Source organism: Amycolatopsis sp. NPDC114503 (genome assembly GCF_055633655.1).
Genome location: NZ_JBVKDT010000021.1, coordinates 54006 through 74302, shown reverse-complemented (window position 1 = coordinate 74302; position 20297 = coordinate 54006). Strand labels below are relative to the sequence as shown.

General features: G+C 65.3%; 23 protein-coding genes. 7 read left to right on the top strand and 16 right to left on the bottom strand.

The window, feature by feature from the left end; genetic code table 11:
* Positions 1-104: 104 nt before the first annotated feature.
* A complete protein-coding gene (locus ACZ7OI_RS46600) occupies positions 105-383 on the bottom strand; it encodes a hypothetical protein (protein ID WP_470270536.1) in 279 nt (92 codons plus the stop codon).
* A gap of 208 nt (positions 384-591) precedes the next feature.
* Entirely contained in the window at positions 592-2691 is a 2100-nt protein-coding gene (locus ACZ7OI_RS46595; RefSeq protein ID WP_470270535.1) for an ATP-dependent DNA helicase UvrD2, read from the bottom strand.
* A 64-nt stretch (positions 2692-2755) separates the two neighbouring features.
* Between ACZ7OI_RS46595 and ACZ7OI_RS46590 the strand changes: the two genes are divergently transcribed.
* Positions 2756-3484 carry a DUF4191 domain-containing protein gene (locus tag ACZ7OI_RS46590; protein WP_470270534.1) on the top strand — a complete coding sequence of 243 codons (729 nt, stop codon included), beginning with the start codon at positions 2756-2758 and terminating at the stop codon, positions 3482-3484.
* 109 nt (positions 3485-3593) lie between these two features.
* Here the strand turns inward: ACZ7OI_RS46590 and ACZ7OI_RS46585 are convergent, their stop codons facing one another.
* Entirely contained in the window at positions 3594-4082 is a 489-nt protein-coding gene (locus ACZ7OI_RS46585; protein WP_470270533.1) for an RDD family protein, read from the bottom strand.
* A 172-nt stretch (positions 4083-4254) separates the two neighbouring features.
* Here ACZ7OI_RS46585 and glnA point away from each other — a divergent pair, with 172 nt between their 5' ends.
* Positions 4255-5679, top strand: coding sequence for a type I glutamate--ammonia ligase (gene glnA, locus ACZ7OI_RS46580; protein ID WP_470231608.1), 1425 nt, complete (start codon positions 4255-4257; stop codon positions 5677-5679).
* 188 nt (positions 5680-5867) lie between these two features.
* On the opposite strand, the gene ACZ7OI_RS46575 is transcribed toward glnA, so the two are convergent.
* From ACZ7OI_RS46575 to ACZ7OI_RS46565, 3 genes are all read right to left on the bottom strand, one after another.
* Complete coding sequence (locus ACZ7OI_RS46575; protein WP_470270532.1) at positions 5868-6116, bottom strand: AMED_5909 family protein; 249 nt, start codon at positions 6114-6116, stop codon at positions 5868-5870.
* On the bottom strand, positions 6100-6327 hold the full coding sequence (locus tag ACZ7OI_RS46570; RefSeq protein WP_470270531.1) for a hypothetical protein: 228 nt from the start codon (positions 6325-6327) through the stop codon (positions 6100-6102). Before ACZ7OI_RS46570 ends, ACZ7OI_RS46575 begins: the two co-directional genes overlap by 17 nt.
* A 297-nt stretch (positions 6328-6624) precedes the next feature.
* Complete coding sequence (locus ACZ7OI_RS46565; protein ID WP_470270530.1) at positions 6625-7074, bottom strand: hypothetical protein; 450 nt, start codon at positions 7072-7074, stop codon at positions 6625-6627.
* Between the two features lie 160 nt (positions 7075-7234).
* Between ACZ7OI_RS46565 and ACZ7OI_RS46560 the strand changes: the two genes are divergently transcribed.
* Positions 7235-8140, top strand: coding sequence for a DUF5919 domain-containing protein (locus ACZ7OI_RS46560; RefSeq protein WP_470270529.1), 906 nt, complete (start codon positions 7235-7237; stop codon positions 8138-8140).
* On the top strand, positions 8137-8928 hold the full coding sequence (locus ACZ7OI_RS46555) for an inositol monophosphatase family protein (RefSeq protein ID WP_470270528.1): 792 nt from the start codon (positions 8137-8139) through the stop codon (positions 8926-8928). The genes ACZ7OI_RS46560 and ACZ7OI_RS46555 overlap by 4 nt, the downstream gene beginning before the upstream one ends.
* A gap of 150 nt (positions 8929-9078) precedes the next feature.
* Here the strand turns inward: ACZ7OI_RS46555 and ACZ7OI_RS46550 are convergent, their stop codons facing one another.
* Both ACZ7OI_RS46550 and ACZ7OI_RS46545 read right to left on the bottom strand, forming a co-directional pair.
* The gene (locus tag ACZ7OI_RS46550) at positions 9079-9972 is read right to left on the bottom strand and encodes a hypothetical protein (protein WP_470270527.1); all 894 of its coding nucleotides are present in this window, start codon (positions 9970-9972) and stop codon (positions 9079-9081) included.
* A gap of 234 nt (positions 9973-10206) precedes the next feature.
* Positions 10207-11064 (bottom strand): hypothetical protein, encoded by an 858-nt coding sequence (locus ACZ7OI_RS46545; RefSeq protein WP_470270526.1) that lies wholly within the window; start codon positions 11062-11064, stop codon positions 10207-10209.
* A gap of 207 nt (positions 11065-11271) precedes the next feature.
* Here ACZ7OI_RS46545 and ACZ7OI_RS46540 point away from each other — a divergent pair, with 207 nt between their 5' ends.
* Positions 11272-11556 carry a DUF1883 domain-containing protein gene (locus ACZ7OI_RS46540; RefSeq protein ID WP_470270525.1) on the top strand — a complete coding sequence of 95 codons (285 nt, stop codon included), beginning with the start codon at positions 11272-11274 and terminating at the stop codon, positions 11554-11556.
* Positions 11557-12627: 1071 nt separating this feature from the next.
* Here the strand turns inward: ACZ7OI_RS46540 and ACZ7OI_RS46535 are convergent.
* Genes ACZ7OI_RS46535 through ACZ7OI_RS46525 form a run of 3 tightly spaced genes read right to left on the bottom strand, consistent with a single transcriptional unit; the run spans position 12628 to position 15607 of the window.
* Positions 12628-13806, bottom strand: coding sequence for a glycine C-acetyltransferase (locus tag ACZ7OI_RS46535; RefSeq protein ID WP_470270524.1), 1179 nt, complete (start codon positions 13804-13806; stop codon positions 12628-12630).
* Positions 13803-14771 (bottom strand): NmrA/HSCARG family protein, encoded by a 969-nt coding sequence (locus ACZ7OI_RS46530; protein ID WP_470270523.1) that lies wholly within the window; start codon positions 14769-14771, stop codon positions 13803-13805. Before ACZ7OI_RS46530 ends, ACZ7OI_RS46535 begins: the two co-directional genes overlap by 4 nt.
* A complete protein-coding gene (locus ACZ7OI_RS46525) occupies positions 14768-15607 on the bottom strand; it encodes a polysaccharide deacetylase family protein (RefSeq protein WP_470270522.1) in 840 nt (279 codons plus the stop codon). Before ACZ7OI_RS46525 ends, ACZ7OI_RS46530 begins: the two co-directional genes overlap by 4 nt.
* A gap of 120 nt (positions 15608-15727) precedes the next feature.
* Between ACZ7OI_RS46525 and ACZ7OI_RS46520 the strand changes: the two genes are divergently transcribed.
* Entirely contained in the window at positions 15728-16627 is a 900-nt protein-coding gene (locus ACZ7OI_RS46520; protein WP_470270521.1) for a LysR family transcriptional regulator, read from the top strand.
* On the opposite strand, the gene ACZ7OI_RS46515 is transcribed toward ACZ7OI_RS46520, so the two are convergent.
* The 5 genes from ACZ7OI_RS46515 to ACZ7OI_RS46495 form a co-directional block, all read right to left on the bottom strand.
* On the bottom strand, positions 16621-17223 hold the full coding sequence (locus tag ACZ7OI_RS46515; protein ID WP_470270520.1) for a methyltransferase domain-containing protein: 603 nt from the start codon (positions 17221-17223) through the stop codon (positions 16621-16623). The genes ACZ7OI_RS46520 and ACZ7OI_RS46515 overlap by 7 nt on opposite strands.
* A 104-nt stretch (positions 17224-17327) precedes the next feature.
* The gene (locus tag ACZ7OI_RS46510; protein ID WP_470270519.1) at positions 17328-17660 is read right to left on the bottom strand and encodes an ArsR/SmtB family transcription factor; all 333 of its coding nucleotides are present in this window, start codon (positions 17658-17660) and stop codon (positions 17328-17330) included.
* Between the two features lie 43 nt (positions 17661-17703).
* A complete protein-coding gene (locus tag ACZ7OI_RS46505; protein ID WP_470270518.1) occupies positions 17704-18102 on the bottom strand; it encodes an arsenate reductase ArsC in 399 nt (132 codons plus the stop codon).
* Positions 18099-19163: an ACR3 family arsenite efflux transporter gene (gene arsB / locus ACZ7OI_RS46500; protein ID WP_470270517.1), complete on the bottom strand. Its 1065-nt coding sequence runs from the start codon at positions 19161-19163 to the stop codon at positions 18099-18101. Before arsB ends, ACZ7OI_RS46505 begins: the two co-directional genes overlap by 4 nt.
* Complete coding sequence (locus ACZ7OI_RS46495; protein ID WP_470270516.1) at positions 19160-19522, bottom strand: ArsR/SmtB family transcription factor; 363 nt, start codon at positions 19520-19522, stop codon at positions 19160-19162. Before ACZ7OI_RS46495 ends, arsB begins: the two co-directional genes overlap by 4 nt.
* 81 nt (positions 19523-19603) lie before the next feature.
* Here ACZ7OI_RS46495 and ACZ7OI_RS46490 point away from each other — a divergent pair, with 81 nt between their 5' ends.
* On the top strand, positions 19604-20053 hold the full coding sequence (locus tag ACZ7OI_RS46490) for an ArsI/CadI family heavy metal resistance metalloenzyme (protein ID WP_470270515.1): 450 nt from the start codon (positions 19604-19606) through the stop codon (positions 20051-20053).
* Positions 20054-20297 lie beyond the last annotated feature (244 nt).

Sequence of the window (20297 nt, the reverse complement as noted above, 5' to 3'; positions counted from 1 at the left end):
ACTGGACAACTTGTTCCTTCTTGTTGTGCAGCCACAAAAACACGAAGGCCGCGGATCCGGGTTACCGGTTCCGCGGCCTTCGTGAGCCTTGAGTCCTGACTAGGTCAGGAACTTCGCTCCCGTATCGACAACGGAACACGGAACTGCTTGATGGTCGGCAGATCGACATCAACCTGCGGGTACGCGGCAACAACGGCGGCGGTCGCGAGAGTGATGCCGGCCGGGGCCCCGTTGCGCTCGATGCGACGCAATCCGTCGATGTGACGACGCGTTCCGTCGACGTGCGCGAACATGGACACACCGGTGCCCTGGCGCGGGGCGGCGACGGTCATGCACAGCGACAGACCGGTGCCAGGGTTCGTGTGCATCAGATTGCTGATCATTTCACCGGCACCGCCTTTCTCTGTCGGACTGCGCCGCGCGAAGCGGCAGCCGTCGTTTCCATCCCCAGACCGGGCTCTCGCCCGGGTGCCTACGCAGGTTATGCGCCCCGGCACAACCGGGGCAACTTATTTTCCCAAATCTCTGCCGAAGAGACGAAGATCGCCCCCTAGCAGCAGGTTCGCCGCATCGATCACCGCGAAGACGCGGTCAAGATCGCATCGACGCGCGGACCACGTCGAGCACTTCCGCGCCGAACCGCTCCAGTTTCGTCGCGCCGATCCCGGAGATCGACACCAGCGCGCCGTCGTCGGTCGGCCGTTGTTCGGCGATCGCCATCAGCGTCGCGTCAGTGAACACGACGAACGCCGGGACCTTCAACTCCCGCGAACGCTCCCCGCGCCAGGTCTTCAGCTTCTCCAGCAGATCCTCATCCACTGTGGACGGGCACTTCCCGCACCGCCCCAGCTTGACCTCCATGGTCTGCACCAGCGGACCGCCGCACAGCCGGCAGCGCGCGACGTTCGAGCCGGGCTTCGACACCTGCTGCGAACGGGCGATGCGCGCGGCCGGGTGGTCCTCCGGGATCAGCCCGTACAGGAACCGCGACCGTCGCCGGTTGCGTCCCCGGCCCTGCCCGCGCGAGAGCGACCACGACAGGGACAGATGCTCCCGAGCCCGCGTGACCCCGACGTAGAACAGTCGCCGTTCTTCTTCGATCGCGGCATCGTCGCCGTCCGCGTGCAGGATCGGCATGGTGCCCTCAGACAGCCCGACGAGGAACACGGCGTCCCACTCGAGCCCCTTCGCCGCGTGCAGCGAGGCGAGCGTGACGCCTTCGACGGTCGGCGGGTGCTGCGCCACCGATCGCTGTTCGAGCTCCGCGACGAATCGCGGCAGGTCCGCGTCCTCGACCGACGCCGCCAGCTCCTCGGCCAGTTCCACCAGCGCGAGCAGCGCGTCCCACCGCTCCTTCGCCGCTCCGCCGGACGGCGGCTGCTCGGTGAGCCCGACCCGCGCGAGCACCGAGCGCACCGCGGTGACCAGCTCCAGCGAGGTCGACTCCATCGACGCTGTGCGCAAGGCCGACATCGCCTGCCGCACCTCGGTGCGCTGGAAGAACCGCTCGCCGCCGCGGACCAGGTACGGGATCCCGGCTTCGGTGAGCGCCTGCTCGTAAGCCTCCGACTGCGCGTTCACCCGGAACAGCACCGCGATCTCGCTGGCCGACACGTCCGCGTCGAGCAGTTCTCGGACCCGGCGGGCGACCGCGCTGGCCTCGGCGGCCTCGTCCTCGTACTCGGCGAACCTCGGCTCCGGACCCTCCGGCCGCTGTCCGATGAGCTTCAGCCGCGAACCGGCCGGACGTCCGCGCGCGGCGCCGATCACGCGGTTCGCCAGCGCGACGACCTGCGGCGTGGACCGGTAGTCGCGTTCGAGGCGCACGACGGTCGCCTCCGGGAACCGCCGCGTGAACTCCAGCAGCGACTTCGGCGAGGCGCCGCCGAAGGAGTAGATGGTCTGGTTGGCGTCGCCGACGACAGTGAGGTCGTCGCGGCCGCCTAGCCACGCGTCGAGCAGCCGCTGCTGCAACGGCGTGACGTCCTGGTACTCGTCGACCACGAAGCAGCGGTACCGGTCGCGGAACTCGGCGGCGACCGCGTCGTGTTTCTCCAGCACCGCGGTGGTCTGCAGGAGCAGGTCGTCGAAGTCGAGGACCTGCGCGTTCGTCTTCAGCTCCTCGTACCAGCGGTAGACCTCGGCGACCTGCGCGACCGGCGCGGGGGTGTCGCGCTGCATCCGCGCGGCGACCGAGGGGTAGTCGTCCGGCGACACGAGCGACGCCTTGCTCCACTCGATCTCGCTCGCCAGGTCGCGCAGCACCTCGGTCTCGGTGCTCAGCCGGACGCGCTGGGCGGCCTGGGCGACGAGCCGGAACTTGTTGTCGATCAGGTCCCACGGCCGGTCGCCGACGACCCGCGGCCAGAAGTAGCGGAGCTGACGGCGGGCGGCGGCGTGGAACGTCAGCGCCTGCGCCGCGTCGACGCCGAGTCCGCGCAGCCGGGTGCGCATCTCCCCCGCGGCGCGCGTGGTGAAGGTGACGGCCAGTACTTGCCCGGGCGAGACGTGGCCCGATTGCACCAGGTGGGCGATGCGGTGCGTGATCGTCCGGGTCTTGCCGGTGCCCGCGCCGGCGAGGACGCACACGGGACCGCGGGGGGCCGCCGCGGCGGCGCGCTGCTCGGGATCAAGCCCGTCGAGCAGGCCCGCGCGGCTCTGCCGGCTCTGGGGAGACGATGCGATGGCCACCCCGCGATCCTCGCAGAGGGGGCCGACGGATTCCCGGCCGGGCACGCGGCCGTATCCTGGTCATATGGCGGGCAAGCAGGACAAGGAAGCGGCCAAGCAGGCCAAGCGGGAAAAGCGCGCTGCGAGCAAGGCACGGCGCGGCCAGCTGTTCGAGGCGTTCAAGATGCAGCGCCGCGAAGACCCGATGCTCATCCCCTGGATGGTCGGTTCGATCGTGGTCGTCGCCGGTGTGCTCTTCGGCATCGGGTTCATCTTCGACATCCAGTGGACGCTGCTGCCGCTGGGCATCGTGCTCGGCATCCTGCTCGCCGTGATCATCTTCGGCAGGCGCGTGCAGCGCACGGTCTACGGGAAGGCCGACGGCCAGCCCGGCGCGGCCGCCTGGGCGCTGGAGAACCTGCGCGGGAAGTGGAAGGTCACGCCGACCGTCGCCGCGACGACCCAGCTCGACGCCGTCCACCGCGTGCTCGGCCACCCCGGCGTGATCCTCGTGGCCGAAGGCGCCCCGCACCGGGTGAAGAGCCTGCTCGCGCAGGAGAAGAAGCGCGTGTCCCGGCTGGTCGGCGACACCCCGATCTACGACGTCACGATCGGCCACGAGGACAAGCAGGTCCCGCTCAAGAAGCTGCAGTCGCACCTGACGAAGCTGCCGCGCAACCTCAAGCCGGCCCAGATCGACGCCCTCGAAGCGAAGCTGGCCGCTCTCGGCTCGCGCGGCGCGGCGATGCCGAAGGGGCCGATGCCCGCGGGCGCGAAGATGCGGAACGTGCAGCGCACCATCCGCCGTCGCTGACGCTGCTTACCGAGAACCCCCGGCCCGCTGCGGCCGGGGGTTCTTTTGTTTTCGAAACAAGCGCGGCTTGAGCAGGTCCGGCCGACGCCGTGCGCGTCTCCGACCGGCGTCAGCGCATCCGGATGACGACGGTGTTGGTCGCGCGGTCGAGCCAGTTGCGGCCGTCGGCGTTGCGCACCAGCGGCGGGAGCAGCAGCGCCGTCAGCACCATCCGCACCAGCGCACGCCACGCGCCGACCATGGTCGCGCCGTCCAGGCGGGCCACCCGGATGCCCAGGACGGTCATGCCGGGGGTGAAGCCGAAGAACGTCACCGGGGCGACCGTGATGACCGCCCAGACCGCGCCCGCCCAGAGGTTGAACGTCTGCATCGCGGCGGCGTTCTGCAGGTCGTAGCGCACGAAGAGGGCGGTGATCAGGGACGCGAGCACCAGGTCGACGACCAGCGCGAGGAAGCGCGGACCGCCGCCGGCCACCGAGCCCACGCCGGATTCGGGCAGGCCCATCGACTCGCCGCGCCACTTCGGGGCCTCGCGCGGGCCCGCAGTGGTGGAGCCGTCGCCAGCGCCCGGCAGCCATTCACCCGTCCATCTCGCCACCCGTCCAGGGTATGCCGGTGGCGCGGACCACATCCGGCCTGGTCGACTGGGCAGTGACGGGAGCCCGTTAACACCGGCGAAACATTCGGGTGACGGTCGGGCAACACCGCCCTCTTAGCGTGAGCCGAAGAGAGTACAGCCGCCGGTAACGAACGAGAAGGAGTCACCGAGGGTGCCCACTACTCCAGACGACATTCAGCGCCTCATCGCCGACGAGAAGGTCGAGTCGATCGACGTCAGGTTCTGCGACCTGCCGGGCGTCATGCAGCACTTCACGGTGCCGGCCAAGGCGTTCGACCTGGAGGCGTACGAAGAGGGCCTCGCCTTCGACGGCTCCTCGGTGCGCGGCTTCCAGTCGATCCACGAGTCCGACATGCTGCTGCTGCCGGACCCCGAGACGGCGCGGATCGACCCGTTCCGCAAGGCGAAGACGCTCTCGCTGAACTTCTTCGTGCACGACCCGTTCACCCGTGAGGCCTACAGCCGCGACCCGCGCAACATCGCGCGCAAGGCCGAGCAGTACATCGCGGAGTACGGCGTCGCCGACAACGTCTTCTTCGGCCCCGAGGCGGAGTTCTACATCTTCGACTCGGTCCGCTTCGAGGACGCCGAGCACCTGTCGTTCCACGAGATCGACTCGATCGAGGGCTGGTGGAACACCGGCGCCGACACCGAGGGCGGGAACCAGGGCTACAAGACGAAGTTCAAGGGCGGCTACTTCCCCGTCCCGCCGGTCGACCACTTCGCCGACCTGCGCGACGACATCGTCCGCCAGCTGACGAACTCCGGCTTCGAGATCGAGCGCGCGCACCACGAGGTGGGCACGGCTGGTCAGACGGAGATCAACTACAAGTTCAACACGCTGCTGCACGCTGCCGACGACCTGCAGCTGTTCAAGTACATCGTGAAGAACACCGTGTTCGCCGCGGGCAAGACCGCGACGTTCATGCCGAAGCCGCTCGCCGGCGACAACGGCTCGGGCATGCACTGCCACCAGTCGCTGTGGAAGGACGGCCAGCCGCTGTTCCACGACGAGTCCGGCTACGCGGGCCTGTCCGACACGGCGCGGCACTACATCGGCGGCCTGCTCAAGCACGCGCCGAGCCTGCTGGCCTTCACCAACCCGACGGTGAACTCCTACCACCGCCTGGTGCCGGGCTTCGAGGCGCCGGTTTCGCTGGTGTACTCGCAGCGCAACCGCTCCGCCTGCGTGCGCATCCCGATCACCGGCAACAACGCGAAGGCCAAGCGCGCCGAGTTCCGCTGCCCGGACTCCTCGGGCAACCCGTACCTGGCGTTCTCCGCGATGATGATGGCCGGGCTCGACGGCATCAAGAACAAGATCGAGCCGCCGGAGCCGATCGACAAGGACCTCTACGAGCTGCCGCCCGAGGAGGCCAAGAACGTCAAGCTGGTCCCGGGCGACCTGGGCACCGTGCTGGACACGCTGGAGCAGGACCACGACTACCTGCTCGAGGGCGGCGTCTTCACGCCCGACGTGATCGAGACGTGGGTCCAGTACAAGCGCGAGAACGAGATCGACCCGCTGCGGCTTCGTCCGCACCCGTACGAGTTCTCGCTGTACTACGACGTGTGATGCGGGTGGCCGTCACCGGGCCGTTCAAGGTCAGCAGGTGACGACCCACTAGGCACGGGACGGCGGTCGAGGGAATTCCTCGGCCGCCGTCCCGTTTTTCATGCGTTTGAATGAGGCGGCTTTGAGGGCCGCACGTCCGAGCGTGCGTTTTTCTTACCGTTGTTGAACTTTCGTTCGTCTAATGTGGACTATTTCTTTCCGGGCTCTCCCTCCTCGGACGGGGAGGAAAGTCTTGCCGCTTGACGTTCTTCGTAGTCGGCCCAGTACAGGGCTTCGTGGTGGTGCCAGCGGTCGAAGTCCGCGACGGTCCGATACATCCCCGCGTTCGCCAGGTGGAATGCCACCCATTCCGAACGGGCCGCGCCGGACGCGGGACGCCGAGCCGTTGCGGAGGAGTGGGCGTCTTCCAGCGTGGCCGGTTCAGCCTTGGTCGTCATGTGCCGGTCCTGCCAGTGTGTCGAGGACGGCGGCCAGTTGGCCCGCGTCGTCGCGGAGTTGGCGAAGGGCGAACTTCTGTCTCTGCGTCGGATCGGTCAGCGGGCTGCCCTTGTTGAGGCAGCACACCAACTCCTGCAGGGTTTCCGGTCCATTGGCGTGCATTCCCGCCACCGCTTCCGGGCCAAGCGTCCAGATCCCGTTGAACAGCACCGTCTTGTCCTCCCTTTCGCTGCCAATGGCGTGCCTGGTCCTCGAATGCCTCGGCCGCGGACTCGATCGCGGCCAACATCCACCAGGCCAGGTCTTGACGCTCCGCCGCGATCGCCCGCCAGGCCTCAGCGACGACCCACGAAGCGTGCGCCATGACAGACGCCGCCTCGTGGTCGCCCTGACCCGCACGAGCCGCGAATTCCGATGCGGCACCGTACTTGCGGTACGCGTCCTCCCACGCCTTCACCGATTTCTTGATCACCATTGCGACTCCCAGTCAGGCCGCCGTCAGCGCCGTCACGCGGCCTTAGCCGTCTGCTCCTGCTGCGCCGAACTCGACCCGCCGCCGTCCGCGACCGCCTTGAAGCCCGTCGCGCGGTAGCCGCAGGACCGGTACTTGAACTCCGCGTTGCCCGCGACGCACGGTTCCGCCGTCAGCCCCTCCAGCTCGATCGGCCGCATCCCCGGCAGAACCTCACTGGTCGTCGGCACCGGCTGCACATCCGCCAGAAACGTCACCTCATACGACGCGCGCTTCGCGTTCGGCTCGCTCAGGCCGGTGACCGTCCCCTTCCACTGCCGCTTGCCCGCCGACTCGTCGACCCGCTGCTGAGCAGGCCGACCTGCCGCCCGGTCCTCTCGCGACTGGCACTCGTTGTCCGGCGACACCTCGCCAACCATCACCGAACCCTGCGGGAACGCCTCGTCGAACTCGACCGGAAACCGAAAGCCCTTGCTGATCGCCATGTTGGATTCACCTGCTTCACCGTTGTGTCCCGCCTCACTGGCGGCTACGTACACAATCGGCTGACCAGGAGTTTCATCGAGATGGCGCGGAGGTCTCGTCCCGAACTTCTGACCATCATCGAGTCTCGTCTTTGTCTCATCCGCCTGCTACGGTGGTCGCATGGCGGACCACGACGCGGGACCGGCGACCGAGAAAGCGAACGTGCTCAAGGTGCTGTTGAAGCAGCGGCACCTACAGGGCCATCGGGCGTTCTGCCGCGAGTACGACAAGCACGCCGCCAAGATCGACGACACGTTGAAGGGCGGCTATCCCAGCAAGGCGCAGTTCTACCGGTGGCTTTCCGGGGACGTCCGCGGCCTGCCTTACGCCGACCACTGCCGGATCCTGGAGAGCATGTTCCCCGGGTGGACTGCCGAGCAGCTGTTCCAGGAGCACACCGGGGGAATCGGGTTCGTGCCCGAGCCGCCGTCGACCAAGCCCGCCGCGCCAGCCGCACCACCGGTTGCCCGTGCCGAGGGCATGGCCGACGTGACCGCCGTGTTCACCACGCGGCCGGAGTTCAGCCACGAAATGCCGCCGCACCGGCTGTTCGACGACGCGGACTCGATCAGCATTGTCGGGCTGTCGCTCAACGCCCTGTGCCAGCAGTACTCCGACCGGTCGCTCATGGAACTGCTGGAGAACGGCACCACGGTCCGAGCACTGTTCCTCGACCCTGCCGGGGAGTACATCAAGGCGCGCGAACGCGAAGAGGGTCACCCGCCGGGCGTTCTCACCACGTTGACGACGCTGAACATGCAGACCTTGCAGCGCCTCCACTCCAAGCTCAGCCCGCCCGCGCGAGAGAACTTGCAGATCCGCACCTACGACGAGCCTGTGCGGTTCAACATCACCGTCATCGACAACGACACCTGCGTAGTCCAGCCCTACCTACCGGACGCGCGAGGTGTCGAGTCACCGACGCTGGTCATGGAACGGCAGGCAGGCAAGCCCGCCGGCCTTTTCGACACGTTCGCCCAGGTCTTCGAATCCATGTGGGCGCGTTCGACGGAGGTCACCGCGTGAAGAACGACGACCTTGACGCGATGCTCGCCGTGGCACAAGAAGCCGTAGAGATCGGGCACAAGCTCATGACGACCCAAGGGCCGGGCGAGGTTCACGCCAAGGGAGACCGCGACCTCGTTACTGATCTAGATCTTCGGATCCAACGAGAGGTCCGGGCGTTCCTGGAACGCGCCACGCCGGAGATCGGCTTCCTCGGAGAAGAAGAAGGCGGCGGCACCATTGACCCAAGCACACCCCAGGTCTGGGCGCTGGACCCCATCGATGGCACGTCCAACTTCGCACACGGCATACCGCTCTGCGCGACCCAGCTAGCACTTGTCCACCACGGCAAACCCGTGGTCGGTGTCGTCGTCGCCCCGTTCTTGGACCTCAGCTATTCCGCGGTTGAGGGGACGGGCGCGTACTGCAACGGCAAGCCAATCCAGGCCAGCACCAACGGCAGCCTCGCCCGCGCCATCGTCTCCATCGGCGACTACGCCACCGGCACAGGCGCAACAGAGAAGAACCGCCGCCGGTTCACCATCACCCAGGCCTTGGCCGAGAACGTAGAGCGCGTCCGCATGTTCGGGTCGGCAGCACTCGACCTCGCATTCGTCGCCGAGGGCCGCATAGACGCATGCGTCATCTTGTCCAACAAACCATGGGACACCGCAGCCGGTGTACTCGTCGCGCGCGAATCCGGTGCACGCGTCACTGACGCCGCAGGCACGCACCACACCATCAACTCTGCCGAGACCATCGGAGCGTCACAAGCAATTCACCGCGCGGTGATGACAGTTCTTAGCTGACAGCCAGCGTCAAACAATACTCAAATTATGAGCCTATCAACGACGGAGAACTCCGAGATAACCATGGGAAAGCGCACATTGCGCCCGCAGACTCCCTTCATCCGGTTGACAAGATAACAAACATTCCACCCGCATATGACAGTGACACACTCAGGATCGAGCAAATATACCAAACCGCTTAATCCGAGATTTTACTTTCCTATTTCGCAGCCCCTCAAAATCGTCTACCGCCAGATGCTCCCTGACGGACGATACTATCTCACTGGCGCATTCCTCCAGCCCAAAGACCTTATCATTAAATCGATTGTATATCCACGAGTCGTTTGCATTCCCAATATCTTCAATCGTCGGGTAATTCTCTACCATTTCCGGCGCACACTCAGTGAGCAATTTTCCGAGAATAGACAGATTTTCATGATTTCTATCTTTCATATTTTTAATCGCGGACACGCATGAGCTTGGCATATAAGGGTTCTGCATAAAGCCATCGAGCTTTTCGTCGAACTCCGCCATCTTTCGCGGCACATGAAGCTCCAGGTGCTCATACCCCTCACTCCATCTACCTTGCTGCCTAGCCAGAATTCGCCTCTTTTGCTCAGCCGCGTCAGCCGAATCGAGCTTTTCGCGAACGGGCTCATTTGCATGCGTGAATAGCTTGTTCATGGCATCCATCGAGAATACGGAGGATGGACACCTGCTTCGAGCATACGGGCGAGATTCGGGGTCGACGGGCATCATTGAAAATTTTGCCATAGTGTAACTGTCGTACATCGCTGCAACATTGGCAGAAAAAGCGTCTTCCTGGCCTGAAATCCTGCGGAGACGACCCTCGTCAGCTCCGACAAAATAAGTTAGAACATTCGATAACTCTTCAATTTGACGTTTAAAAAATTCTGTTCTCATAGGTTGAAGAATCGTTTTTCTGGCATGCAAGTAGGTCAGTACAGTGACAGTGCCGACTGCCACCCAGAAGACTGATTGAATTATAGCCGGGACCACCTGCCACCAACCCGGGTCGTCCGTTTGCTCAGCGAGGTGCAACATCCCCTTACCGTACATCAGGTTTCGGGGTCCTACATTGACCCAATGTCTCGTAGCCGGATCCAGAAGGAGTATTTGTGCAACATGTGTCAAACACGGACACCGGTCGAGGGCAGGTCAACGCTAATCGCCCACCGCCAGATCCCCGCTCCGCAAAATCACCTTAACCATAACAAAACTAATTCCTGGTCGGCACAGCCTGCCACTCAATTCGTGCGCAAGGCGCTCATCTTTTCGCTACTTATCAGCTGAATCCAACTCGCCTTTCGGTGCCGAATTAGGACCGACGGTAAGCTGCTGAACACTATTACTCGACCCAATTTGATACTGTTCAATATATTGCTGAATCTGAACCACGGCAGGCGTGGGCTTAGGCTCTCCTGGCACGGCTTGTGCAATTTGCAGGCTGTTTGCACCTAGATTGATCGCGAGATCAAGGGCGACAATCAATCCGAGCACCTTCTTCGCTACCCCACTCTTCGCGACAACGGATATTCTTTCACGCTTCGTCTGCAGGCCGCCCACGATCGCATCGTTCACCGTTGCAAGATCTCTGATCCCGAACTGCGCAGGATGCTCTAATACAAGTCTGATCTCGCGAAGCCGACCAAGCAACCAGTCGAGAATTTCTCCTTGCAGGTCAACAGAGTTCTCGACCTCCTCGATCAGCGACAAGACCTGTTCAAGCAAAGAACCTCGTTCGGAATCGCTTAGCTGCCCCTCCGACCTCTTGCCATGAAGAATAGCTGAGCAAACCTTTAGCGAGTGTATACCAGACCGTTCGTCCAGTGGTGCCAAGAAATCTGCCATAGCAGTAGTCGAACATCGAGCAAACGCAGTGATAACTTCGTCGACTTGACCAAAATGCTCCAGGTGAATTTCATGAAGTTCAGGTTCAACTTCTTTCATTTGAATGCGGGTATCAACGGCCATCTTGGCCACATTTGCGATCGCACGAAAGAACTGAGGACTGAATTGATCCACTTCGAATACAGTCGCCCATTGCTGAGACGCCGATGCGCTTTGCGTCGTTCCGCGCGCCAACTCCAGTAGCGCCAGCAGTCTTCCTGCAGGGTTGTCCAGATAGTCCGACATGGGAACACTCTACGTGATCAACAGCGGGACACGGCACCTCACTGGAACAGACCGTCTGCAAATCGGAACAAAGAGCGAGCAGTAGATCATCTTCGTGGGCAACACACCTCCATCTCGCTAGCAGGATGAAACAGAGTCCGCCCGTGAAGCGACTAAGAGTCTGCAACGCAGACGACGGTTCGACATGACGCCTGACGAAGTGGCGGCATGAGACGCAATTTCTTACCCACGACCTTGGGCAGCAGCGAGCCGGGACCCGTGTCCGGGTCGATCTCTGGGGGGACGGAGGCGAACGTTCAACTCGTCGACTCCATGAACCTGGCCGCCTACAAAACTGGGCGCAGCTATCAGCACGTGGGTGGCCGCTACAACCAGTCACCAGTGATCATGGCTGTGCCCACCACAGGCCACTTGCATGTCACTGTCGATCATGGCGGCCATGCAGGCACCAGCGACGTGACTGTGAGGGTACTCAGGGGCGGCCAGTTGTAGGACCGCCTAACCACATTGAGCCGATATGGCACCGGCTAGCGACAATGCAGGATCACCGCTAAGAATCGAGAGATTCCCTAGCCAACCGGTACACCCGGATAGCTGCACAGGTCGTCGACCGGTTGAATAAGTGCGAAAGGGTGCCGGCTGCACAGTCGACAGCGTCCTGCTGCCGAACTTGGCTCTATGGGATCAAGGCGCGCCGCCGTTGGCGGCGCGCGGGTCACCTCCCGTACGGCGGGCTCCGCCCAATGGCGGACGCGAGCCTGCCGCTCCGCTCCGGCCCGCGCCGCCGGGCAAGCCCGCCGTAGACCAGGTAACGCGAGCGCACCGCCAACGGCGACGGAGATTCATCGAGCTGCCCAGCTCAGTCCCCCGACTTACGGCAGCCGACGCTGAGTGGTCACCAAGGGTCCCTCGTTACTCAGCGTCTAACACCGGGTCGGCCGCATCAAGGCGGGAAAGCGTGCCTTGACACGACCGCCCGGCGCTAGAGGCAGCAGGGACGAGGGAGAAGGGGGCGAACAGGAACCCCACGAGGCCAGTTCCGCGGTCGGCCGCCGGACAGGTGCGAGAAGGACCCGCCAGGCCGTCAGACGTCGGCGACTGTTGACCATGAACGACCGACGACAACCGCTAACCAGCAGGTCAGAAGGGGTACAACTGGGCAGACCGCAGGTCAGCGCCGAGGCGTGACAGACCTACGACGTGTGATGCGGGTGGCCGTCACCGGGCCGTTCAAGGTCAGCAGGTGACGACCCGCTAGGCACGGGACGGCGGTCGAAGGAATCCTCGGCCGCCGTCCCGTTTTTCATGCATTTGAATGAGGCGGCTTTGAGGCCACATGGAAAAATCCGCGGGTGGACCGACAGCGATGGGTAGGCGGCTACCCGGCCGAGCTCAGTCGGCGTCAGCGACGGTGGGTTCTCGCTTGCGCCATCGCCAGTACGTGCAGCGTCCTGATGTGGCTTGCACTGGCCGTGTTCTTGAGCCAGTGGACTTCATGGATCTTTGCGGCGTTCTTCGTCGCAAGCGCGGCGTACAACTGGCGCGTCTACCTGACTCGACGCCTTAGGTGCTAGCGCTGGAGCCGTGCACATCGCGTGCGGCGACGAAGGCAGCGACGCAGCGGTCCAGGTCCTCGCGCGAGTGCTCCGACGAAATCTGCACCCGGATGCGCGCCTCCCCCAGCGGCACCACCGGATAACTGAACGCCGTCACATACACGCCCAACCGCCGCATCCGTTCGGCCACGCGGGCAGCCTCGCCTGCGTCGCCGAACATGACCGGCACGATTGGGTGTTCGCCGGGCAGGAGGTGGAAGCCCGACCGTTCCATGCGGGCACGGAAGCGAGCGGTGTTGCGGTGGAGGGCCTCGCGGCGGGAGGAGTCGGCGAGGTCCAGGGCGGCCAGGGCGCCTGCCACGATCGCGGGCGGTAGGGCGTTGGAGAACAGGTACGGCCGGGAGCGCTGCCGCAGGAGTTCCACGATCTCGGTATGGGCGCTGACATACCCGCCGGAGGCGCCGCCGAGTGCTTTGCCCAGCGTGCCGGTCACGATGTCGACTCGGTCGCGGACTCCCAGCAGTTCGGGGGTTCCGGCGCCGGTCGGGCCGAGGATTCCGGTGGCGTGTGAGTCGTCGACCATGACCAGGGCGTCGTAGCGGTCGGCTAGGTCGCAGATTTCTCGCAGTGGGGCGATGGTGCCGTCCATGGAGAAGACGCCGTCGGTCACGATGAGGCGGCGGCGGGCGGCGGTTGCCAACTGAGTTTCTAGCTCGGTCAGGGTGCGGTACAGGTGGCGGCGCGCCTTTGAAAGGCGGATGCCGTCGATGATTGAGGCGTGGTTGAGGGCGTGGGAGAGAACGGCGTCCCGCTCGTCCAGCAGGGTGGCGAAGACGCCGCCGTTTGCGTCGAAGCAGGAGGAGCAGAGGATCGTCGCGTCGGTGCCCAGTAGCGCTGACAGGCGCGATTCCAGGGTGGTGTGCTCGGTATGGGTACCGCAGATAAAGCGGACGCTGGCCATTCCGAAGCCACGGGTTTCGAGGGCGTGTTTGGCGGCGTCGATTACTGCGGGGTGGTCGGCCAGGCCTAGGTAGTTGTTGGCGCAGAAGTTCAGGACTTCCCGTCCCTCGACGACAATCCGCGCCGATTGCGGCGAGCTGAGGCGGTGTTCGGTCTTGGACAGGTTTGCGCGGCGGAGTTCGTTTAGCGCGGTGCGCAGTTCGAGTTGGACAGAAGCGTAGGTCATGAGCGGGGCCTGAATTGCTGGACCTCGCGTCGGCGGCCGTCCCATCCGGTGCGGTGCAGCCAGTCTTCGAAGGTCATCAGTCCGGGGTGGAGGCGCCGCAGCAGGGCGAGGTCGCGGTCGTGCGCGGCGACGTCGTGTTGCTGGAAGAAACCGAACATTCCGGCGTAGTCGTGGCCGACGTCGGGGATGCTCGTGCGGAGGGCGTCGAGCGGCAGGTTTTCGTAGCGGGAGGGCGTCCCGGTTACGCGCTCGAAAGTCTCGGCGATCTCGGTGCCGGTGAGGCTGTCCGAGGAGACGGCTAGATCGCGTGCGCCCCAGGATTGCCAGTGTTCCAGCATGTGCACTGCGAACCAGGCGATGTCGGCCAAGGCGATCATGGGGTATCGGCCGGAGCCGAGCGGGAGGGTGAAGACCACGCCGTCGTCGAGTGCGCCTTCGGGCGACAGGCGTGATTGGAGGTTCTCGAAGTACGGCGAGGTCACGAGGATCGAGACGTGCTCGGAATACCAGCCGTCCGGTTCGTGCCGCATCATTTCTTCGGATCGGTGGAGCTGGATGTGTGCGGCGACTGCGGCTTTGGCCTCGTAGTGCGGCGCGAGAACGCGTCCGGAGGTCAGGGTCGCGGCGCTGTCCAGCGATGACCACACGAATCGGTCGACGCCGTGTTGCCGGGCGGCTTCAAGGATGTTCATGCCTTGCGTGAACTCGGCTAGCGGGCTTTTGGCGGAGAAGAAGTCGGTGTTGCAGAAGACCCGGGAGACGCCGTTCAACGCGGACTCGATGCTGCGCGAATCGCTTGCGTCGCCTCGAATCAAGCGCACGCGGTCGTGGGCTAGAGACGCTGCGCGCGGCGAATCTGGGTCGCGGGTGAGGACCGTGATTTCGTCGTCGGTGTCGGCGAGGAGTCGTGCGACGACCCGGCTGCCCATGGCTCCGGTTCCGCCGATGATGAGGGTGCGGGTCATGATGCGGCTTTCTCGGTGTGAAGCACGTGCTCGGCCAGCTCGTGGTGGGTGGCGATCCAGAGGTCGTCTCGGAGGAGGGCGATCTGCTGGAGCAGCTGGTCGAACTGGTCGGCGAACAGCGGGCGTCCGCCGACATGTGCGTGGACGGTCAGGTTGAGGATGCCTGGCGTCGGCTGGCGGAGGAGGTAGTCGAGAAAGTCGACGTGGATGTCTCGGTACGCGCGCGGGCCGGCCATTACGCCGCGTACGTCGGTGAAGTCGCTGTGCATGAGGTAGGCCAAGGGGCCCGCGGAGGTGGCCGCGATATAGGGCAGGTCGCGGTCGCTGCGGTCGCCGGACCAGAGGTAGCCGGACGCGGCGAGGAGGGCGGGGGTGTGGCGGGATTCGGTGGCTCGCGGGCTGAGCCAGCCGGTCGGCCGGGAGCCGGTGACCTGGCGCAGGATATCGGTGCAGCGATTGATGTTTTCCGCTTCGGCGTCGGCGCTGAGCTGTCCGGGGATGATGTCCTGGGCGTAGGAATGCGCGGCGATCTCGTGGCCGGCGGCGTGCGCGGCCAGGACGGGTTCGGGATGCCGTTCCGCGAGGAGGCCGCTGACGCCGAAGGTGGCCGGCAGGTCATGCCGGTCCAGGATCTCGAGCAACCGCCACACTCCCGTCGTCGCCCCGTATTCGGCCCACGACATGCTGTGCCGGCATTCGACCTCGGGCAGCGGCCACGCGGCGGCCATCGGCGCGTAGACCGGCCAATGGCCGTCAGACCACGATTCGAGCGCGACGCAGATCTTCACCGCGACCTTCTTGCCGTCCGGCCAGGCCCGCACGGGTCCCATGGGCATTCTCCGCTTCTTTCCGTCGGAATGTTCCTCACGGTAGCCGCGGGAGAGGGATTCATTTAGCCTCGTCGGCGGAGAGGATTTATCCACGCGATGCATAAGCCAGAAGTCACGCTCGATCGAATGCGCACGTTCGTCCGGGTCGCCGAAAGCGGCAGCTTTTCCGCTGTCGCACGGGATCTCGGGGTCGGGCAGTCCACCGTCACGCGGCACGTGAGCGACCTGGAGGAGGCGCTCGGGGTCTCCGTGTTCAGCCGCACCACCAGGAGCATTTCGCCGACCGAGGAGGGTCGCCGTTATTACGCTCGCGCCACGGAGATCCTGCGGCTGGTCGAGCAGGCGCAGCAGGAGATCGAGGACGCCAAGGCGGGCGCGTCCGGGAAGGTGCGGATCTCGTGCTCGGCCTTCTTCGGGGTCATGCATCTGAGCCGGCTGATCTTCGACTTCCAGGATCGCTATCCCGACATTCGCGTCGACTTCGTTCTCACCGACGAACGCTCCGACTTGATCCGCGACGGCGTCGACGTCGCCATCCAGATCGGACCGCAGCCGGACAGCGAACTTCGGCTGCGTCCGCTCGGGATGGCGCACCAGATCCTGGTCGCGGCACCCGATTATCTCGCGCGGCGAGGGACGCCTGATTCGCCAGAAGATCTGTCGTCGCACGACGTGATCCGGCGGACGAGCGTCGCCAAGAGCGGCGAGCTGACGCTCATCGACGAGCAGGGCGCGGCGCACATCGCGACCTTCACGCCACGGCTTCGCGTCGACCATGGGCTTGCCGCGAGGGAGGCGCTTGTCGCTGGACGCGGGATCGCACCGGTGCCGCGGTGGCTGGTGGACGATCTTCTCCGGGACGGGAGGCTGCGGGCGGTGCTGCCTGGGTACGGGTGTGCGCCGTTGCCGTTGAATCTGCTCGTCGTGCCGGAGCGGGCGGAGTTGACCCGGGTGCGGCTTTTGCGGGACTTTCTCGCGGAGGAGATCACCCGAGTTCCGGGAGTGGGACCGCTTCCCCGTCAGTGAGGCTTGTCGGCGCGGACGATCGCCGAGTACAGCTTGTTTCCGACCTCGTGAGTACGCCGGACGTCCACGTTCACCAAGCCCGCGGCGTGAAGCAAGGCTCGGTAATCGTCAGCCGTGAGTGCCCCGCCGAGGCATTCCTCGTCAGCGGCCGCACGCTCCGCGTCGGTCAGGGTTTCCTCTGCGAGGAGGTCGGTCACTCCGAGGCGGCCGCCGGGACGCAGAACGCGCGCGATGCCCGCGAAGACAGCCGGTTTGTCCGGCGACAGGGCGATGACGCAGTTGGAGATCACGACGTCCACGGTGTTGTCCGGCAAGGGAATGGCTTCGATCGTGCCCTTGACGAACTCGACGTTCGCGAGACCCGCCTGCGCGGCGTGCCGCCGGGCGAGGGCCAGCATTTCGTCGGCCATGTCGAGACCGATGGCGCGGCCGGCGGGTCCGACGCGCCGGGCGGAAAGCAGGACGTCCAAGCCCCCGCCGGAGCCGAGGTCGAGGACAGTTTCACCGGGTCGCAGATCCGCGACGGCGAGCGGGTTTCCGCAACCGAGGCTGGTGGCTGCCACCGTTTCGGGGACGCTCTCTTCGGTGTAGTGCACTGCACCGAGTCGTTCGGATTCGGATAGCAGGCCGGTGGCCTCGCCTGCCAGTGCCCGGCGTGCGGCATTGGCGTAGCGGTCACGGATAGCGTCCTGGCCTGGCCTCAATTCGGTGCCTCGCAAGCGATGTCGGCGAAGGGGATGGCCGCGCGGCCCATCACGACATCGGCCGCGCTGGGGAAGCAGGACAGGCATTGCTCGTTCACCCGGTACAACCGGGCGGTGCCGTGCGGTTGCACGAGGACGAACCGGGCTTCGGTCAGGATCTTCAAATGCGCCGAGACGGTCGATTGGCTCACGCTCACCTGCTCGACGATCTCGCCGACCGACAGCGGACGATCCGCGGAGGCGATCAGGTGCAGGACCTGGACGCGGGTTGGATCCGCGAGTGCGCGGAACCATCCGGCGTAGGTCTCCGCGACGGTGCGGTCCAGCATGACAACCTCCTTCATCGTCCATCGACGATAGACGATGAAGGGCTCAGCCGGCTAGTTCGGCGAGCAAAGCCCGGACCCTCCGGTCGATCTCGTCTCGAATGGGGCGGATCTGGTCGACCGGAAGGCCTGCGGGGTCGTCGAGTTTCCAGTCGAGGTAGCGCTTGCCAGGGAACACCGGGCAAGCGTCGCCGCAACCCATGGTGATGACGACGTCGGCGGCGCGGACCGCTTCGGCGGTCAAGGGCTTGGGAAATTCGCGGGTCAGGTCGATGCCGAGTTCGGCCATGACCGCGACGACGGCGGGGTTGAGCGTGTCGGCCGGCGCGGATCCGGCAGAGCGGACGACGACCTTGCCGCGCGCGTGATGGTGCAGCAGCCCGGCCGCCATCTGCGAGCGCCCGGCGTTGTGGACGCAGACGAAGAGCACTTCGGGGACTGTCATGGCGAAACCTCCGCAGTTGCGAATCGACGCCGAAGCGCGAGAGACACGTAGACCAGCCCGACAAGGACCGGGACTTCGATGAGCGGCCCGACGACTCCCGCGAGAGCTTGTCCGCTCGTAGCACCGAAAGTGGCGATCGCGACGGCGATAGCGAGTTCGAAGTTGTTGCCCGCGGCGGTGAACGCCAGCGTCGTGGTCCGTTCGTACGACAGGCCGACCGCCTTGCCGACCGCGTAGGAGCCCGCCCACATGAGTCCGAAGTAGACCAACAACGGCAGCGCGATCCGGGCTACGTCGAGCGGGCGACTGGTGATTTGGTCGCCTTGCAGCGCGAACAGGACCACGATGGTGAACAGCAGTCCGTACAGCGCGACCGGGCCGATCTTCGGCAGGAATCGGGATTCGTACCAGGTGCGTCCCTTGGCGCGCTCCCCCAGCTTCCGCGAGAGATACCCGGCGAGCAGCGGGATGCCCAGGAACACCAGCACGCTCTTCGCGATCTGCCACGCGGAAACGCTCAGATCGGCTTGCGGCAGGCCGAGCCAGCCGGGCAGCACGGCGAGGTAGAACCAGCCGAGGACACCGAACATCACGACCTGGAACACCGAGTTCAGCGCGACCAGCACGGCGGCGGCTTCCCGGTCGCCGCAGGCCAGGTCGTTCCAGATGATCACCATCGCGATGCAGCGGGCGAGGCCGACGATGATCAGCCCGGTCCGGTATTCCGGCAGGTCGGGCAGCAAAAGCCAGGCGAGCGCGAACATCAGCGCCGGGCCGATCAGCCAGTTCAGCACCAGCGACGGCCACAGCAGCCGCCGGTCGGCCGTCACGCCGCCGAGCCGGTCGTAGCGGACTTTCGCCAGCACCGGGTACATCATCACGAGCAGCCCGAGGGCGATCGGCAACGAGATCCCGTCGACGGACACCGCGTTCAAGACCCCGGCCAGGCCTGGAATCCACCAGCCGGCCAGCAATCCGAGCACCATCGCGGCGGCGATCCACACCGGAAGGAATCGGTCCAAAGTGGACAGCTTGCCGACGACGCCGGTTTCCGCCGTCATGCCAGCGCCTCCGTGCCGCCCGCGACCAGCACCGCCGAGAGCCGGGCCAGGACCTCGGGGTGGACGCGGTAGTAGACCCAGGTGCCGCGCCGTTCCCCGGTGATCAGACCGGATTCGCGCAGCACCTTCAGGTGATGGGAGATCGTCGGACCGGTCAGGTCGAACGCGTCGGTCAGGTCGCAGACGCACGCTTCCCCGCCGGCGTGGGACGCGATCAGCGACAGCAACCGCAACCGCACCGGGTCGGACATCGCCTTGAACAGCTTCGACAGCTCCACGGCCTGGTCGGCCGTCAGCGGCTCGCGCGCCAACGGGGAGCAGCACGCGTCCATCGCGGCCAGCGGCAGTTGCTTCGACATGCGTCTATCTTGACAGATCTCTATATAGACAGCAATCTGGGTCCCAGCTTGTTTCGACAATCATCTATTCAAGGAGGACCGATGTCCCGAGTTCAGCTCGCCCTGCGGGTCGGAGACCTGGCCGGTTCGATCGACTTCTACTCGAAGCTGTTCGACGTCGAACCGGCCAAGCTCCGGCCCGGTTACGCCAACTTCGCCGTCACGGAGCCCGCGCTCAAGCTCGTGCTGCTGGAAGGCGAGCCCGGCCAGGCCACCGTCCTGGATCACCTCGGCGTCGAGGTCGAGTCGACGGACGAGGTCAACGCAGCCAGCAAGCGCCTCACCGGCGAGGGTCTGGAGACGTTGACCGAGGACAACACCACCTGTTGCTACGCCGTGCAGGACAAGGTGTGGGTGCACGGCCCCGGGCAGGAACCTTGGGAGGTCTACACGGTCAAGGCGGATTCCCAGACGTATGGCTCCGACAGTGCCGCGCTCGCCTCTTGCTGCACGTCCGACGAAGCCGTCAAGCCCGAGGGCTGTTGCGCCTGACCGAACTCGGCAGCTCGCTCGCCGTCGACCGGGTGCGGCGGGCGAGCTGCCGGGTTCGGCCCGGGCAACCGGGATCCGGAGCACCGGCTCCTCGGGCAGCGGTCCTGGCAGCGCGTGAACTGTTTGCGATGCCACTGCCGCTCGCCTTTCCCGGCGCGGTGAATCGCTGGCGAAAGATCTTGCCTCAGCCAATTCGCCGCGGCACGCATGCCGCCGGGGTCGCGTCGCTCAGCTGGCCCCGGAC

Bases quoted from the DNA above. Each gene is read 5' to 3' on its own strand.
- ACZ7OI_RS46600 (WP_470270536.1), bottom strand. From the start codon at position 383: ATGATCAGCAATCTGATGCACACGAACCCTGGCACCGGTCTGTCGCTG.
- ACZ7OI_RS46590 (WP_470270534.1), top strand. From the start codon at position 2,756: ATGGCGGGCAAGCAGGACAAGGAAGCGGCCAAGCAGGCCAAGCGGGAA.
- ACZ7OI_RS46575 (WP_470270532.1), bottom strand. From the start codon at position 6,116: ATGACGACCAAGGCTGAACCGGCCACGCTGGAAGACGCCCACTCCTCC.
- ACZ7OI_RS46565 (WP_470270530.1), bottom strand. From the start codon at position 7,074: ATGGCGATCAGCAAGGGCTTTCGGTTTCCGGTCGAGTTCGACGAGGCG.
- ACZ7OI_RS46560 (WP_470270529.1), top strand. From the start codon at position 7,235: ATGGCGGACCACGACGCGGGACCGGCGACCGAGAAAGCGAACGTGCTC.
- ACZ7OI_RS46550 (WP_470270527.1), bottom strand. From the start codon at position 9,972: ATGTTGCACCTCGCTGAGCAAACGGACGACCCGGGTTGGTGGCAGGTG.
- ACZ7OI_RS46545 (WP_470270526.1), bottom strand. From the start codon at position 11,064: ATGTCGGACTATCTGGACAACCCTGCAGGAAGACTGCTGGCGCTACTG.
- ACZ7OI_RS46540 (WP_470270525.1), top strand. From the start codon at position 11,272: ATGAGACGCAATTTCTTACCCACGACCTTGGGCAGCAGCGAGCCGGGA.
- ACZ7OI_RS46535 (WP_470270524.1), bottom strand. From the start codon at position 13,806: ATGACCTACGCTTCTGTCCAACTCGAACTGCGCACCGCGCTAAACGAA.
- ACZ7OI_RS46530 (WP_470270523.1), bottom strand. From the start codon at position 14,771: ATGACCCGCACCCTCATCATCGGCGGAACCGGAGCCATGGGCAGCCGG.
- ACZ7OI_RS46525 (WP_470270522.1), bottom strand. From the start codon at position 15,607: ATGCCCATGGGACCCGTGCGGGCCTGGCCGGACGGCAAGAAGGTCGCG.
- ACZ7OI_RS46520 (WP_470270521.1), top strand. From the start codon at position 15,728: ATGCGCACGTTCGTCCGGGTCGCCGAAAGCGGCAGCTTTTCCGCTGTC.
- ACZ7OI_RS46510 (WP_470270519.1), bottom strand. From the start codon at position 17,660: ATGCTGGACCGCACCGTCGCGGAGACCTACGCCGGATGGTTCCGCGCA.
- ACZ7OI_RS46505 (WP_470270518.1), bottom strand. From the start codon at position 18,102: ATGACAGTCCCCGAAGTGCTCTTCGTCTGCGTCCACAACGCCGGGCGC.
- arsB (WP_470270517.1), bottom strand. From the start codon at position 19,163: ATGACGGCGGAAACCGGCGTCGTCGGCAAGCTGTCCACTTTGGACCGA.
- ACZ7OI_RS46495 (WP_470270516.1), bottom strand. From the start codon at position 19,522: ATGTCGAAGCAACTGCCGCTGGCCGCGATGGACGCGTGCTGCTCCCCG.
- ACZ7OI_RS46490 (WP_470270515.1), top strand. From the start codon at position 19,604: ATGTCCCGAGTTCAGCTCGCCCTGCGGGTCGGAGACCTGGCCGGTTCG.